14 protein-coding genes are annotated in these 14,284 nt (G+C 70.8%); 8 read left to right on the forward strand and 6 right to left on the reverse strand.

Translation table 11 applies throughout. The annotated features are described in order from the left end of the window. The first annotated feature begins 348 nt into the window (after positions 1–348). Positions 349–780: a hypothetical protein gene (locus AB0I22_RS17720; protein ID WP_363131715.1), complete on the forward strand. Its 432-nt coding sequence runs from the start codon at positions 349–351 to the stop codon at positions 778–780. A gap of 94 nt (positions 781–874) precedes the next feature. Then, positions 875–1,528, forward strand: a complete 654-nt coding sequence (locus AB0I22_RS17725) for a class I SAM-dependent methyltransferase (protein ID WP_363131716.1) — start codon at positions 875–877, stop codon at positions 1,526–1,528. 335 nt (positions 1,529–1,863) lie between these two features. Here AB0I22_RS17725 and AB0I22_RS17730 read toward each other — a convergent pair whose 3' ends face one another. Then, a complete protein-coding gene (locus tag AB0I22_RS17730) occupies positions 1,864–2,550 on the reverse strand; it encodes a hypothetical protein (RefSeq protein ID WP_363131717.1) in 687 nt (228 codons plus the stop codon). Positions 2,551–2,640: 90 nt separating this feature from the next. Here AB0I22_RS17730 and AB0I22_RS17735 point away from each other — a divergent pair, with 90 nt between their 5' ends. Further along, entirely contained in the window at positions 2,641–3,240 is a 600-nt protein-coding gene (locus tag AB0I22_RS17735; RefSeq protein WP_363131718.1) for a TetR/AcrR family transcriptional regulator, read from the forward strand. Between the two features lie 5 nt (positions 3,241–3,245). On the opposite strand, the gene AB0I22_RS17740 is transcribed toward AB0I22_RS17735, so the two are convergent. Both AB0I22_RS17740 and leuA read right to left on the reverse strand, forming a co-directional pair. Beyond that, entirely contained in the window at positions 3,246–3,956 is a 711-nt protein-coding gene (locus AB0I22_RS17740; RefSeq protein ID WP_363131719.1) for a TerB family tellurite resistance protein, read from the reverse strand. Between the two features lie 190 nt (positions 3,957–4,146). Continuing rightward, a complete protein-coding gene (gene leuA / locus AB0I22_RS17745) occupies positions 4,147–5,919 on the reverse strand; it encodes a 2-isopropylmalate synthase (protein ID WP_363131720.1) in 1,773 nt (590 codons plus the stop codon). Positions 5,920–6,301: 382 nt separating this feature from the next. Here leuA and AB0I22_RS17750 point away from each other — a divergent pair, with 382 nt between their 5' ends. From AB0I22_RS17750 to AB0I22_RS17770, 5 genes are all read left to right on the forward strand, one after another. Continuing rightward, positions 6,302–7,360: a M4 family metallopeptidase gene (locus tag AB0I22_RS17750; RefSeq protein WP_363131721.1), complete on the forward strand. Its 1,059-nt coding sequence runs from the start codon at positions 6,302–6,304 to the stop codon at positions 7,358–7,360. A gap of 26 nt (positions 7,361–7,386) precedes the next feature. After that, a complete protein-coding gene (locus tag AB0I22_RS17755; RefSeq protein ID WP_363131722.1) occupies positions 7,387–7,653 on the forward strand; it encodes a protealysin inhibitor emfourin in 267 nt (88 codons plus the stop codon). A 132-nt stretch (positions 7,654–7,785) separates the two neighbouring features. Beyond that, positions 7,786–9,162: a GH1 family beta-glucosidase gene (locus tag AB0I22_RS17760; RefSeq protein WP_363131723.1), complete on the forward strand. Its 1,377-nt coding sequence runs from the start codon at positions 7,786–7,788 to the stop codon at positions 9,160–9,162. Next, positions 9,159–10,391: an MFS transporter gene (locus AB0I22_RS17765; protein ID WP_363131724.1), complete on the forward strand. Its 1,233-nt coding sequence runs from the start codon at positions 9,159–9,161 to the stop codon at positions 10,389–10,391. The genes AB0I22_RS17760 and AB0I22_RS17765 overlap by 4 nt, the downstream gene beginning before the upstream one ends. 502 nt (positions 10,392–10,893) lie before the next feature. After that, positions 10,894–12,186 carry a DUF418 domain-containing protein gene (locus tag AB0I22_RS17770; protein WP_363131725.1) on the forward strand — a complete coding sequence of 431 codons (1,293 nt, stop codon included), beginning with the start codon at positions 10,894–10,896 and terminating at the stop codon, positions 12,184–12,186. A 226-nt stretch (positions 12,187–12,412) separates the two neighbouring features. Here the strand turns inward: AB0I22_RS17770 and era are convergent, their stop codons facing one another. The 3 genes from era to AB0I22_RS17785 all read right to left on the reverse strand — a co-directional run bounded on the left by era (position 12,413) and on the right by AB0I22_RS17785 (position 14,258). Then, positions 12,413–13,354, reverse strand: a complete 942-nt coding sequence (era, locus tag AB0I22_RS17775; protein WP_363131726.1) for a GTPase Era — start codon at positions 13,352–13,354, stop codon at positions 12,413–12,415. A 128-nt stretch (positions 13,355–13,482) separates the two neighbouring features. Further along, positions 13,483–13,908 carry a hypothetical protein gene (locus AB0I22_RS17780; RefSeq protein WP_363131727.1) on the reverse strand — a complete coding sequence of 142 codons (426 nt, stop codon included), beginning with the start codon at positions 13,906–13,908 and terminating at the stop codon, positions 13,483–13,485. Further along, a complete protein-coding gene (locus AB0I22_RS17785; RefSeq protein WP_363131728.1) occupies positions 13,905–14,258 on the reverse strand; it encodes a cytidine deaminase in 354 nt (117 codons plus the stop codon). The genes AB0I22_RS17780 and AB0I22_RS17785 overlap by 4 nt, the downstream gene beginning before the upstream one ends. Positions 14,259–14,284 lie beyond the last annotated feature (26 nt).

Genomic DNA, 14,284 nt, shown 5'->3' on the forward strand with positions numbered 1-14,284 from the left:
TCCTCGCGATGGCCGCCGCGATCTGGCACAACCACAAGACCGGCCAGCCGGTCCTGCGATCCCTGATCGCCTACGACCACTGATCACATCGGAATGACTCGTCTAGGTGTGAGCGGACCAGCGCAGAGGGGTCCACGCCCGTCCCGGTGTCTGGTGAGGTCGGAGAACTGGGACGGGCCGGCACCCTCGGCAGCAGGGTAGGAACGGTGGCGCTGCCGAGGGTGCCCCACGAAGCCCCCGCCCCAACGCTAGACAGCCCAGGGCGGGTCAATGGAGGCCGACGACTGCCAACAGCGTCCCGCTCCCCCAGGGGACGCGAGATCCGGTTCCATCGGAAGGGGTACCAGCATGGGTACGACAGCCGAAGCACGAGATCCGCGGTCGTTCCTCGACCCGGAGGTATGGGAGCGAGAGATCACGCTCATGCTCCGGGACCACGTCATGGTGCGCGACATGGCCGAGCGGATCATGGGGCAGGCAGTCGCCTACCTCATCACAGCGATGGAACACCCGAACACCGACATGGGCGTCGGCAAGGTCGTCGACATCGGTGTGCACACACTGATCCTCGACACCAAGACGTATTTCGCGTTCTGCGAGAAGTACAACGGCGGCAAGTACAAGCACCACGAACCGAACCTTGTACGCCGGCGCGACGGCACCGTGTTCAGGACGGCGAGCGTCCTCCGCGACAACGGCTTCGCCGTCGACGAGGAGCTGTGGAGCATGGACTCGGCGGACTGTAGCCCGTGCGACCAGAAGGCGCCCGACAGCCACTGAGAACCAGCGCTTCACGAACGGCCGGCACTGCCCGTCTGGGGGGTGCCGGCCGTTCCTGCTACCGGAGGGACACACGGCGAGTAGCGTCGCCCTCGTGACCGTTGAAGCAGAGGTTTGGAACACCTACGCAGAGAGCAAAGCGAAACGATCTCCGTCGCCCGACACTGTGCAGTCGTTCAGGTGGACGCAGTACCCGGAACACGGCCCCACCGAAGCCGTTCTGGGAGACCCCAAGACGGTGCTTGAGGTCGGCTTCGGCAGCGGTGACAACGCTGCGTATCTCGCACGGCAAGGAGTCGACGTCACCGGGGTCGACCTGTCGCCGGTAGCGGTGAAGAACGTGCTCGACCGCTGGGGTGGATGCGGCGCCCGGTTCATCGAGACTGAGGCAGTCGAGTACCTGGCCAAGAGCGAAGAGCGGTGGGACGCGGTCTACTCCGTGTTCGGCGCCGTATGGTTCACGGACCCGCGGGAACTGCTGCCGCTCATCCGCGACCACCTGAATCCCGGCGGAGTCCTTGCCTTCGCCCACCCCCCGGCCATTGACGGCTGCTACGGCCCGCAAGGCATGTACAAGGGGGGCTTCGCCGGTCCCCGGCAGTTCCTTCGCCGCTACTGCTACACGCCCGAGATGTGGCGCGGCATCCTGCTGCATACCGGGTTCATGGATGTTGAAGCGAGCGTGATCGAGGCCCCGGAGCCGGGGCACATCGGCACGCTGCTGGTCCAAGCGCGGATCACACACTGAACCTGTGCGCTGTCGCCCTGCCTGAGCCATATCCAGTGGTCAGGCAGAGCTTTGGCGTCTGGTACGCAGGCGAGCATCGAGGGGCTACGGTCAGGCAGCCTTCCGGCTCGGCCAGGTGCTGTACGTCCCCGTTCTCGCTCAGGTCGGCCCGCAGGAAGCGGGCACGGCCGCCGAGGTCCTCGACGACCTGGGCGCCGCGAGCCGAGTCCCGCCCGGTGATCGTGACGTCCGCGCCACCGACGCCAGGATGCGCGCCACCGCGTGGCCCAGGCCGCCGATCGCGCTGGAGCCCGTGACCAGGGCTTTCTTCCCCTCGAAGGGCATCTTGAAGGCCATCAGCCCGTCGCCGCCGCCGCGTTCCGGATCCAGCTGCGGAATTCGATCGACAGGTGCTCGCAGTGGCCCTCGATCATCGAGTCCGGGGCGGCGGACGGGTAGATGACGCGTACGACGACGTCCGCGCCGGTCGCGGTGTCGCGCGCCTGGTGCAGGCAGTACGCGAAGGGGGTGCCGTCGTCCAGGCTGAGCAGGGCGTTCATCAGCGTGACCGGGTAGGACGCGTCGAGGTATTCGGCGACCAGGGGCGGCAGTTCGCGGGCGACCGACACCTTGAAGCGGGTGAGGTGGCCGCCGATCGTCTCGACCATGCCGCCCGTGTACGTCGGGGGCTCGACGTAGTGCTCGGGGTGGGCGTTGAGGAGCAGCGACTTGTCCTGGAAGCGGCCGGTCGCGGCCTGTGCCTGGAACCAGGTGGCCAGGTCGGTGCCGCTGAGCCCGCGCACGGTGAATTCGGTGCGCGACTCGCGGTAGGTCCCTGCCGACGCCTCGATGAGTTCCTTCTGGAAGCTGTCGCCGACGGCTATCCGGTCGGCGAGGAGGTCCATCATCATCTGGCCGCCGGCCACGGCCTTCAGGTTCTTCAGGGCGCGCCGCGCGGCCGCCAGCTCCCACTGGTCCACGGTGGTCTCGTCGAATGTGCGGCCCATGGTGTGGACGTCGACGGTCACAGGGGCAGTGCTCATGGTGTTTCCTTTCGCGCATCTGCGAAACGGCACAAGATTGGCGTATCGCCTCGTATGCCGCAGGCTTCGCCACCACTGTAAGATGCGCTCATGCATCTTACAAGCGAGGATCATCCCGGCCCCCGGCGTCGCAGACACGGCGCGGAGCTGAAGACGGCGCTGCTCGACGCCGCGTGGGAGGAGCTGATGGAACGCGGCTACGCCGCGTTCACCTTCGCCGCGGTCGCGCAGCGCGCCGGCACCAGCCGGCCGGTCGTGGGGCGTCACTGGGCCGCCAAGGACGTGCTCGTACGCGACGCGATCACCCGCGCCAGCGATCAGTTCACGCTCACCGACCCGGATACCGGGTCCCTGCGCGACGACACCGTCGCGCTGCTGGAACAGCTCAACGGAGCGTTCACGATGTTCGCCGCGGCCATGACCGCGCAGCTCGCCGCCTTCTTCGAAGAGACCGGGACGACACCCGCCGAACTGCGGACGTCCCTGATCGACGAGCGGTGGTCGCTGATCGAGTCCGTGACGCGCCGTGCCGTCGAGCGCGGCGAGATCGACGGGGCCAAGCCGACCCCGCGCATCACGCGGCTCCCCTACGACCTGCTCCGGCACGACGTGCTGATGAATCTGAGGCCGATGCCGGCAGCGGACATCGAGGAGATCGTCGACACCGTCTTCATGCCTCTGCTTACGTGAACCGGTCAGGACGGCGTACGGGCCGCCGCCAGCAAGCGGTCCGTGTCCTCGGGCCGCAGCAGCAGCGCCCGCCCCACGGTGGCCAGCACCTCCCGCTCCGCCGGCTGGTACGGGCCGTCGGCCAGGGCGATCCTGGCGCCCTGGAGCAGGATCGACTCCCGGCCGGCCGGGGCCAGGTGCGGGGCGAGGGGTTCCAGGGCTTCGTGCAGCTCGATGGCGAGAGCGGTGCCGCAGGGGTCGAAGCCGTCGCGGTCGTCGGTGTACGCGCCGGGGAGCCGGCCCGTATCGGCGGCGAGGGCCTCGATCAGGGTGAGCAGCTGCTCCTCGCTGCAGTCGGCGTACCCGGCGGCCCGCACCGTGCCGACGGCGGCCTGGCGGACGCCGCGGGCCTCGGTGCCGCCCGCGGCGAGCACGGCCAGCGCGACGGTGTGCACGGCGTCGCGCAGCATCGCCGAGAAGCGGGTGGTGGTGGGGTGGTCGAGGGCGTCCAGCGAGTACCGCGAGTGGCAGGCGGTGCATTCGACGACCGGGCCGACGGGGCCGCGCGGCAGCAGCGGGACGCCGAAGGCGAAGAGGCGGCGCCGGCCGGTGCGCCGGTGGTAGTTGCGGTCTCCCCCGCAGTCGGCGCAGAAGAACTCGCCGTCGCCGACGGTGCGCCATACGGTGCGTACGCCGACAAGACAACGGTTCCGCTCGTGTCGGTCTTGCGTGTACATCACGCCGCACCTCCATAACGCCACGGCACCGTCGCCGCGTTGACGTGATGTTAGCCACATCGATGATGCCGCGTCAGCACCTCGTACGCACCCGGAGGACGGCAACGGGCCGAACACACCGCCCCGCACCCCGGTGCGCGGGGGGTGCGGGGCGGTGTGCGGTCGCCGCGTGCGTACGGCGAAGAGCAGGTCAGCGGCGGTACGCGCGGTTGACCGCGGAGACGACGGCCTTCAGGGAGGCGCGGGTGGTGTTGGGGTCGATGCCGATGCCCCAGAGCACCTGGCCGCCGATGGCGCACTCGATGTACGACGCGGCCTGGGCGCTGGCTCCCTCGCTCATCGTGTGCTCCTGGTAGTCCAGCAGCCGGGCGTCGACGCCGACGCCGGCCAGCGCGTCGAAGAACGCGGAGATCGGGCCGTTGCCGGTGCCGGTCAGCACCGTGTCCGCGCCGTCGACCACGGCCTCCACCGTCAGCGCGTCGGTGCCCTCGCTGGTCGTGGACGTCTGGGCGGCGCGCAGCGTGATGCGGCCCCAGGGGTTGTTGTCCGGGGTGGGCAGGTACTCGTCCTGGAAGGTGGTCCAGATCGCGGCCGGGGTGACCTCGCCGCCCTCGGCGTCGGTCATGTTCTGGATGATCCGGGAGAACTCGATCTGCATCCGGCGCGGCAGGTCCAGCTTGTGGTCGTTCTTCAGGACGTAGGCGATGCCGCCCTTGCCGGACTGCGAGTTGACGCGGATGACGGCCTCGTACGAGCGGCCGACGTCCTTCGGGTCGATGGGCAGGTACGGGACCGCCCACTCCAGCTCGTCGACGCTCTTGCCCTGCTCCGCGGCCTGCGTGTCCATGGCCTCGAAGCCCTTCTTGATGGCGTCCTGGTGGGAGCCGGAGAAGGCGGTGTAGACCAGGTCGCCCGCGTACGGGTGGCGCGGGTGGATCTCCATCTGGTTGCAGTACTCGGCGGTGCGGCGGACCTCGTCGATCTGCGAGAAGTCGATCTGCGGGTCCACGCCCTGGGAGAAGAGGTTCATGCCCAGCGTGACCAGGTCCACGTTGCCGGTCCGCTCGCCCTGCCCGAACAGGCAGCCCTCGATGCGGTCCGCCCCGGCCATGATCGCCAGCTCGGCGGCGGCGACGGCGGTTCCCCGGTCGTTGTGCGGGTGTACGGACAGGCATACGTGCTCGCGCCGCGTCAGGTTGCGCGACATCCACTCGAAGCGGTCGGCGTGCGTGGAGGGCGTCGAGCGCTCCACGGTGGCCGGCAGGTTCAGGATGATCTCGCGGCCGTCCTCGGGCTGCCAGACGTCCATGACGCCCTCGCAGACCTCCAGCGCGAAGTCCAGCTCGGTGTCCGTGAAGATCTCGGGGCTGTACTGGTAGCCGAACGCCGTCTCGTCGCCCAGGATCTTCTCGGCGTACTCCACGACCAGCCGGGTGCCATCCACGGCGATCTGCTTGACCTGCTCGCGGGAGCCCCGGAAGACGACCCGGCGGAAGGTGGGGGCGGTGGCGTTGTACAGGTGGACGGTGGCCCGGTGCGCGCCGCGCAGCGACTGCACGGTCCGCTCGATCAGCTCCTCGCGGGCCTGCGTCAGCACGGAGATGGTGACGTCCTCCGGGATCGCCCCCTCCTCGATGATCGAGCGCACGAAGTCGAAGTCGGTGGCGCCCGAGGACGGGAAGCCGACCTCGATCTCCTTGTAGCCCATGCGCACCAGCAGGTCGAACATCTCCCGCTTGCGGGCCGGGGACATCGGGTCGATCAGCGCCTGGTTGCCGTCCCGCAGGTCCGTGGAGAGCCAGCGGGGCGCGGCGGTGATGCGGTTGTCGGGCCAGGTGCGGTCGGGGATCTCGACGGCCTCGTACTGGCCGTAGCGGTGCGCCGGCATGCCGGAGGGCTGCTGCTTGACCGTGGCGGCGGTGATCGGCGTGGGACGGCCGATGGCGTTGTCGGAAACAGACATTTGCGTAGGGCTCCTCGTGGGTCCACTGGGACGGCCGACGGGTGGATTCACCGCAACACCGAACTCCGCGGGGAGGGGGTCGGCCTACGACTACAGGCCCTCGCCGCGGCAGCTAAGGAGAAGCAGCCCGAAACGCATGATGCCCAGCACCCTAACCGAGCAGTCCGGAAACCGTCGGCCCCGTATCAGTATGCGGGACGGGACATCCGTCACCGGGTGCGGGGCGTATGGCCCCCGACACAGCGCACACGGCCCCCGGCGCCGGACAAGACACAGCACACGCGACCTTCCGGCGCCGGGCAAGAGGAGGCCAACCACTCGATTTCACTAATCATGACGCCAGGCAGTGACAACGCGATGACCCAGTGCCACATTTCCTCGCATGGACGCCACAGCCAATCCGGTTTTCTGCACCATCGTGCCGCCACATGTCCTCGACAAGCTCGCACGAGGCGAGGACCCCACGCGCGCCGACCGGGCCGCGCGCACCATCGAGCACGACGCCCTCCAGCGCACCCGCCGCCGGATCACCACGGTCCGCGCCGCGGCGGCCCCGACGAGCGCCGCCTCCGACAAGCCGCAGCGCACCATCTACGACGCCAAGCACGAGGAGACGCTGCCCGGCCGGAAGGTGCACTCCGAGAGCGACAAGCCCTCCAAGGACGCGAGCGTCAACCGCGCCCACGCCGGGCTCGGCGCCACCTTCGAGCTGTACCTCAAGGTCTACGGCCGGCACTCCATCGACGACTCGGGGCTGCCGCTGAACGCCACCGTCCACTACGGCGAGAAGTACGAGAACGCCTTCTGGGACGGCAGCCGCATGGTCTTCGGCGACGGCGACGGGGACCTGTTCCTCGACTTCACCATCCCCGTGGACGTCATCGGCCACGAGCTGACCCATGGCGTCACCCAGCACACCGCCAACCTGGAGTACTGGGGCCAGTCGGGGGCGCTCAACGAGTCCGTCTCGGACGTCTTCGGCGCGCTGATCAAGCAGTACGCGCTCGGGCAGTCCGCCACCCAGGCCGACTGGCTCATCGGCGCGGGGCTGCTGGGCCCGGACGTGCAGGGCGAGGCGCTGCGCTCCATGAAGGCCCCGGGCACGGCGTACGACGACGACAAGCTCGGCAAGGACCCGCAGCCCGCGACGATGGACGACTACGTCAACACCTCGCGGGACAACGGCGGCGTGCACATCAACTCCGGCATCCCCAACCACGCCTTCTACCTGCTGGCGCAGGCGCTCGGCGGCAACGCCTGGGAGAAGGCGGGGAAGATCTGGTACGCCACGCTGACCGGCGGTGAGCTGTCCACCGAGGCCCAGTTCGCGGAGTTCGCCCAGCTGACCGTCGCGAGCGCCCGTTCCCTCTTCGGCGACGGCGACGAGATTCAGGCCGTTCTCAAGGCGTGGTCCCAGGTCGGGGTCTCCGCCTCGAAGTGACGGACGATCCGGTACAGGATGGCCCCATGCGGATTGCCATCACCCGAACCGGCGGATTCGCCGGCATCGAGCGCCGGGCCGAGCTGGACACCGTCGGCCGGCCCGACGCGGATCACTTGAAAGCCCTGGCCCACCAGGCCCTGAGCGGGTGCCCGGGCGGTTCCCCGCGCGGCGTGCCGGACGGTTTCCACTACGAGATCACCGTCGACGGCCGCACGGCCCACTGCGCGGACCCGCACCTCACCGATCACCAACGGGAGCTCATCCGGAGCGTGTTGAAGGAAGGCGCGTAGCGCGGCGCGCGAGCAAGGCTCGTAGAAAGCGCCGCGCCGGAGCGGCCGGAAAGAAGAACCATCCTCACCTCTTGACACCTGTCCGCCCGCCCCGGACGATCGCGATCTCCGATCGGGCAGGAGGCAACACCGGTGTCAGCATCTTCTCCACGGCCGCTTCCGGGCTTCCCGCGGGACTTCCTGTGGGGCGTGTCCACCTCCGCGCACCAGATCGAGGGCGCGCCGCGCGAGGACGGCCGGACGCCCTCCAGCTGGGACGCCTTCGCCGCCGAGGCCGGCCGGATCAAGGACGGCAGCGACGCCTCGGTCGCCTGCGACCACTACCACCGCTACCGCGAGGACGTCGCCCTGCTGAAGGGGCTCGGCGTCGGCGCGTACCGCTTCTCCCTTTCCTGGTCCCGCGTGCACCCCGACGGCCGCGGCCCCGTCAACAAGGCCGGCCTGGACTTCTACGACCGGCTCGTCGACGAGCTGTGCGCGGCGGGCGTACGGCCCGTGCCGACCCTCTTCCACTGGGACACGCCGCTGGCGCTGGAGGAGCGCGGCGGCTGGCTCGTACGGGACACCGCGCACCGCTTCGCCGCGTACGCGGACACCGTCGCCGAGCGGCTCGGGGACCGCGTGGACATGTGGATCACCATCAACGAGCCCGCCGAACTCACCCTGCTCGGCTACGGTCTGGGCGAGCACGCCCCCGGCAGGCGGCTGCTCTTCGACGCGCTGCCCGCCGCCCACCACCAGCTGCTCGGGCACGGGCTGGCCGTACAGGCGCTGCGGGCGCGCGGGGCCCGTTCCATCGGGGTCGCCAACTCGCACGGCCCCACCTGGGCCGCCTCGGACGCGGCGGCCGACCGGGAGGCCGCCGACCTCTACGACCTGCTCCTGAACCGGCTGTTCGCCGAGCCGATCCTGCTCGGCCGCTATCCCGACCAAGGGATCGCCGACGCCATGCCCGGTCCGGTCGAGGAGGACCTCAAGACCATCGCGGAGCCGCTGGACTGGTACGGCGTCAACTACTACCAGCCCACCCTCGTCGGCGCGCCCGACCCGGCGGCCGAGGGCGGCAGCGACTACTCGGGCATCGCGCTCCCCGCCGAACTCCCCTTCTCCCTCAAGGAGATCGAGGGCCGCCCGCGCACCGCCTTCGGCTGGCCCGTCGTCCCCGAAGGGCTCACCGAGCTGCTGACCGCCTTCCGCGACCGCTACGGCGACCGGCTGCCGCCCGTGTACATCACCGAGAACGGCTGTTCGTACGACGGCATGGCCGACCAGGACCGTATCGACTACCTGGACGGCCATCTGCGGGCGCTGCACCAGGCGGTGGAGGCGGGCGTCGACGTCCGGGGGTACTTCGTCTGGTCGCTGATGGACAACTTCGAGTGGGCGCAGGGGTACGAACAGCGCTTCGGCCTCGTCCACATCGACTACGCCACCTTGGTCCGCACCCCCAAGGACTCGTACCACTGGCTGCGGGACGCGATACGGGCGAACGCGCGGGCGAGCAGTTGACGGACGCGCTCGCCGCGCCCACGAGCGAGGTCGGCCGCGGCTGGACCGCCTCGCTCTCGCTCGCCAACGGAGCGGTCTGGGCAGGGTGGTTCGGTCCGATCCAGGTGCTGCTCGCCCTCCAGGCCGCCGAGGTCGCCCCCGGTCACAAGGCGGCGGCCCTCGCCTGGGTGACCGGCGCCGGGGCGGCCGTCTCGGTCGTCGCCAACCCGCTCTTCGGGGCGCTCTCCGACCGCACGGCCTCGCGCTACGGCCGCCGGACGCCCTGGATCGCCGCCGGTGTGCTGGGCGGGGCCGCCGGGCTCGGTGTACTCGCCGCCGCCGACACGCTCCCCGTCATGATCGCGGGCTGGTGCCTGGTCCAGCTCGCCCTGAACGCCGCGTTCGCCGCGCTCACCGCCGCCGTCCCGGACCGGGTGCCGCACCGGCAGCGCGGCACGGTCGGCGGCTGGCTGGGAGCCGCCCAGATCCTGGGCGTCCTGGCCGGGACGGGCCTGGCCACGGCCGCGGGCGGCGGCTCCGCCGGCTACCTCGCCTGCGCGGCCTTCACCGTCCTCGGCGCCCTCCCGTACCTGCTGCGCCACCGCGACCTGGTGCTGCCCCGCGAGCTGCGCCCGCCCTTCGGCGTACGGACGTTCGCCGCCGGATTCCTGCTCAGTCCGCGCGCCCACCCGGACCTGGCGTGGGCGTGGCTGACCCGGTTCCTGATCAACCTGGGCAACTCCATCGCCCTGCTGTATCTCCTGTACTACCTGCGGGACGTCGTGCACTACGCGGGCGACGCCGAGGACGGCGTGCTGATCCTCACCGCCGTCAACAGCGCGGCGCTGCTCGCCACGGTCGTCGCGGCGGGCGTCCGCTCCGACCGTACGGGCCGCCGCAAGCCGTACGTGACCTGGGCCGGCGTCCTCATCGCCGGGTCCGCCGTGCTGCTGGCCTGCTGGCAGACGTGGCCCGGCGCGCTGGTCGCGGCGGCGCTGCTGGGCGTCGGCTTCGGGGTGTTCACGTCGGTCGACTTCGCGCTGATCACCGACGTGCTGCCGGCCGCCGCGGACCGCGGCAAGGACCTCGGCGTGGTCAACATCGCCAACTCCCTGCCCCAGGTCCTCGCCCCCGCCCTGGCCGCGCCCGTCGTCACGCACCTCGGCGGCTACCGGACGCTGTACTTCCTGGCCGCGGCGGTGGTCCTGGCGGGCGCGGCGGGGGTGCACCGCATTCGCGGCGTGGACTGAGCACTCGGAGGCGGGTTGGCGCCGGCCCGGTTCTCACGGGGCGGTCGGCCGGCAGTGCACCGCAGCCGGCTGTGCGACCGTCGTTTGACCGCTGTGTGACCGGACGATGACCGCGCAACTGACCGGCCTCGGCGGGTGATTGCCTGCGGGGCATGCACCAGGGAATCACCTCCTACCAGCCGTGCCTGTCCCTCCCCCCGCCGGCCTGGTCTCCGGCCCCCTCGGCGTCTGCGGGTGCCCGATGCTCAAGGCGCTCCACGACCGTACGAGCAGGACTCGCGCCACTCACCGCCTCGTCGGCCAACCCCCTCAAGCCGCCAACGGGCAGAGCCCGTCAGCCACACCCGGCAACCCTGTGCGGCCCGGTCCTGCCAATGACCGGATCACCCCATGAAGAAAGGCAGGACATCTCATGGCCAGCCCAGCGGCCCAGGCGCGCGGTCCACGAGAAGCGCACGCCCACGGTGCGGACGCGACGGACCGGACGGCCTCGAAAGGGCGCATGTCAGGGCTCGACGTACTGCGTGCGTTCGCGATCCTCGGCATGGTCTGGCTGCATTTCGGACTGACCGGTTGGGGGAGCCCCGCGCCGGCCGGAAAGCCCGCCGATGCCACACTGGCCTGGATCCAGGGGCTGCTCGGCAGCCGCTCGCGGGAGATCTTCTTCCTGCTGGCAGGGGTGACGGTCGCGTTGCTGACCGGTGGTACGTCGGTACGCCGCGGCCGGGAGCGGGTCATCGCCTGGAAGCGGGTAGCGGTCCGCGCGGGAATGCTGTTCGTACTGGCGATGGTGCTGGGCGAGCTCGGGGCATGGGACGTCCAGATCCTGCACTACTACGCCCTGTGGCTGCTGCTCCTGCTTCCGTTGTCAGTGCTGCGGGTCAGAACCCTGCTGATCATCGTCGGCGTGCTGGCGGCGGTCTGCCCGGCACTCAAAATCGCCGTCGATCACGCGGGGGCGAGTTGGGGCTTCGTGCCGGGCATGGGACCGGGCCTGGTCCCGAAGGAAGCGGTGGGCGGATTCGTCCTGCTCATCACGCCGGACGCATGGCTGCCCGCCCTCCAAGAAGTCGTCTTCGGTCTGGGAAACGTCGGCCAGGACACCATCTCCGCACTTCCGTTTCTGGTACTCGGGCTCGCGCTGGGCAAGCTGGACCTGCGCAAAGCCGCGATACGGCGACGGATGACGGTGGCCGGCGCGGGAACGGCCGCGGCCGCACTCCTGCTGTCGCTGGTCTCGATGTATCCGCTGGGCGCCATGGACAAGGTCACCGCGTACAAGAATCCGCCGGCCGCCGCGACGGCTGCGCCCGGGGGTGCGTCTGCGCCCGAGGGTGCGTCGTCCGCGCCTCCCAGCATGCCCAAGGCGCCCTGGGAGTCGCTCGTCACGATGGGCCACCCCGGCCCTGCCGACAAGCAATTCGGCGCCGCCGAGAGCGCCTTCATGCTCGGCACGATCACCGCACTGCTCGGCGGCCTCCTCACCCTGCTGGACAAGCGGCTGTGGCAGCGGCTGCTCCGCCCCTTGACCGCCTTCGGCAGCATGGCTCTGACCTGGTACTTCGGTCACTTCCTCTGGCTCCAGCACCTCGCGCCGATCAGCGTGGGCGCAGGCGGGCCGACCAGCCGTTCCGTGCTGTCCTTCGCTCTCTTCGTCGCGGTCTCACTCACCGCGTCCCTGCTGTGGCGCACCTGGCTGCGCCGCGGCCCCCTGGAATGGCTGGTGCACCAAGCCGTCACCATCGCGGTACCGGGCAGAGACAGACGCCACCGCGTGGCTGCCGGCTATCGGTGAAAGGGCAGGCCGTCGCGGCGGACCGGAAGGCCGCGCGGCCCGAAGGCGGCGGCGGTCAGGCCGCCGCCGCGGGCCGGCCACGACGGACGCGGCGAAGCCGGGCGGCGGCGCGAAGCGTTCGGCGGCGGCCTCGGTGAACTGTCCGGCCTTCCCGGGGCCCAGGCCGATCGCGGTCGACTCCGGGCAGGGCCGGCCGGTCGGCTCCCCCGGCTCCCGGCTCCCCGGCTCAGAAGCCGAGCTTGCGCAGCTGCTTCGGGTCCCGCTGCCAGTCCTTGGCCACCTTCACATGCAGGTCGAGGAAGACCGGGGTGCCGAGCAGCGCCTCGATGTGCTTGCGCGACCGCATGCCGACGTCCTTGAGGCGGGCGCCCTTGGGGCCGATGATGATGCCCTTCTGGCTGGGCCGCTCGATGTAGACATTGGCGTGGATGTCGAGCAGCGGCTTGTTCTCGGGGCGGCCCTCGCGCGGCAGCATCTCCTCGACCACGACGGCGATGGAGTGCGGCAGCTCGTCCCGTACGCCCTCCAGCGCGGCCTCCCGGATCAGCTCGGCGACCATGACCTGCTCGGGCTCGTCGGTGAGGTCGCCCTCCGGGTAGAGCGGCGGGCTCTCGGGGAGCAGCGGCACGAGGAGGTCGGAGAGGAGCGAGACCTGCTTGTCGCCCACGGCCGACACCGGGATGATCTCCGCCCACTCGATGCCGAGCTCCTGGCCGAGCTTGTCGACGGCGAGCAGTTGCTCGGCGAGCGTCTTGGACTCCACGAGGTCGGTCTTGGTGACGATCGCGACCTTCGGGGTCTTCTTGATCTTGGCCAGTTCGGCGGCGATGAAGCGGTCGCCGGGGCCGAGCTTCTGGTCGGCGGGCAGGCAGAACCCGATCACGTCGACCTCGGCCCAGGTGGTCCGTACGACGTCGTTGAGGCGCTCGCCGAGCAGCGTGCGCGGCTTGTGCAGACCGGGGGTGTCGACGAGGACGAGCTGGGCGTCGGGCCGGTGCACGATGCCGCGGACGGTGTGCCGGGTGGTCTGCGGACGGCTGGAGGTGATCGCGACCTTCGTCCCCACCAGTGCGTTGGTCAGGGTCGACTTGCCCGCGTTGGGACGGCCGACGAAGCACGCGAAGCCCGCGCGATGGGGGGCCTGGGTCGGGGATGAGGCGTTATCCATAGGGGATATTCTCCCCGATCCCCCGGCCGCCGCCGACCAGCGCGGCGGGCGGGGAGGCGGGCCGCCGCCGCTCCGCGTACGCGGCGACTGTCCGTGCACCGGCGCGTACGGGGAGCTGCGGCCCCGTATCAGCCGGTCGCACCCTGGGTACGCGCCTGGCGGCGTCGGACGCGGGCGGTGACGGACGTGTAGGCGGTGAGGGCCATGGACGCCAGGACCAGGACCGCGGCGGCGAGGACGAGCCAGTCGGTGCCGCGGCCCCGCGCCCAGTCCGTGATCAGCCCGGCCCAGAGGATCACCCCGGCCACCGCGAACCGCCAGGGCAGCAGCGACTGGACGCGCGCGGCGATCCGCCCCGAGCCGCGCTCGGCGTCCACATAGCGCACGCCCTCCGGGAGCAGCACGAACATCCAGGCCAGCGTCCACCAGGCAAAGCCGTCGCCGAGCGCCAGGTCGACGAAGACGCTCACGGTCAGGATCGTGCCGCAGACGATGAGCCCCCAGCCCGCCGTCAGCGACCAGTTGAGCTTCGACGGCGAGTTCACGGCGCTCATCCGGCCGGTACGGTCAGCCGCGGCGTGCCGTCCGCGCCCGCGAGCACGACCGGCGTGGCCGGGCCGCCGAGGTCCCGTACGGCCGCGCGGTCCGCGTCGGACAGGGCGTCGGCGGCGGTGACCACGGCCGCGGCCTCCAGCGACGTCGCGCCGCTGGCGACGGCCATCGCGACGGCGGTCTGGAGGGCGCTCAGCGCGAGCGATTCGAGGGCGACGGTCCCGGCCACGTACGTACGGCCCGTCTCGTCGCGCACGGCCGCGCCCTCGGGCACCGCGTTACGGGCGCGAGTGGCGCGGGCCAGCGTGATGAGCTTGAGGTCCTCGGGGTCCAAGGGCGCGTTGTCCGTCATACGGCGAGCATAGTTGCGCTCCCGAC

Origin of the sequence: Streptomyces sp. NPDC050610, from assembly GCF_040654875.1 — a bacterium.
Taxonomy (GTDB): Bacteria; Actinomycetota; Actinomycetes; order Streptomycetales; family Streptomycetaceae; genus Streptomyces.

Coding starts and splice junctions, on each gene's coding strand:
- AB0I22_RS17730 (WP_363131717.1), bottom strand. CDS start 2,550: ATGAGCACTGCCCCTGTGACCGTCGACGTCCACACCATGGGCCGCACA.
- AB0I22_RS17740 (WP_363131719.1), bottom strand. CDS start 3,956: ATGTACACGCAAGACCGACACGAGCGGAACCGTTGTCTTGTCGGCGTA.
- leuA (WP_363131720.1), bottom strand. CDS start 5,919: ATGTCTGTTTCCGACAACGCCATCGGCCGTCCCACGCCGATCACCGCC.
- AB0I22_RS17755 (WP_363131722.1), top strand. CDS start 7,387: ATGCGGATTGCCATCACCCGAACCGGCGGATTCGCCGGCATCGAGCGC.
- AB0I22_RS17720 (WP_363131715.1), top strand. CDS start 349: ATGGGTACGACAGCCGAAGCACGAGATCCGCGGTCGTTCCTCGACCCG.
- AB0I22_RS17735 (WP_363131718.1), top strand. CDS start 2,641: ATGCATCTTACAAGCGAGGATCATCCCGGCCCCCGGCGTCGCAGACAC.
- AB0I22_RS17770 (WP_363131725.1), top strand. CDS start 10,894: ATGTCAGGGCTCGACGTACTGCGTGCGTTCGCGATCCTCGGCATGGTC.
- AB0I22_RS17780 (WP_363131727.1), bottom strand. CDS start 13,908: ATGAGCGCCGTGAACTCGCCGTCGAAGCTCAACTGGTCGCTGACGGCG.
- AB0I22_RS17785 (WP_363131728.1), bottom strand. CDS start 14,258: ATGACGGACAACGCGCCCTTGGACCCCGAGGACCTCAAGCTCATCACG.
- AB0I22_RS17750 (WP_363131721.1), top strand. CDS start 6,302: ATGGACGCCACAGCCAATCCGGTTTTCTGCACCATCGTGCCGCCACAT.
- era (WP_363131726.1), bottom strand. CDS start 13,354: ATGGATAACGCCTCATCCCCGACCCAGGCCCCCCATCGCGCGGGCTTC.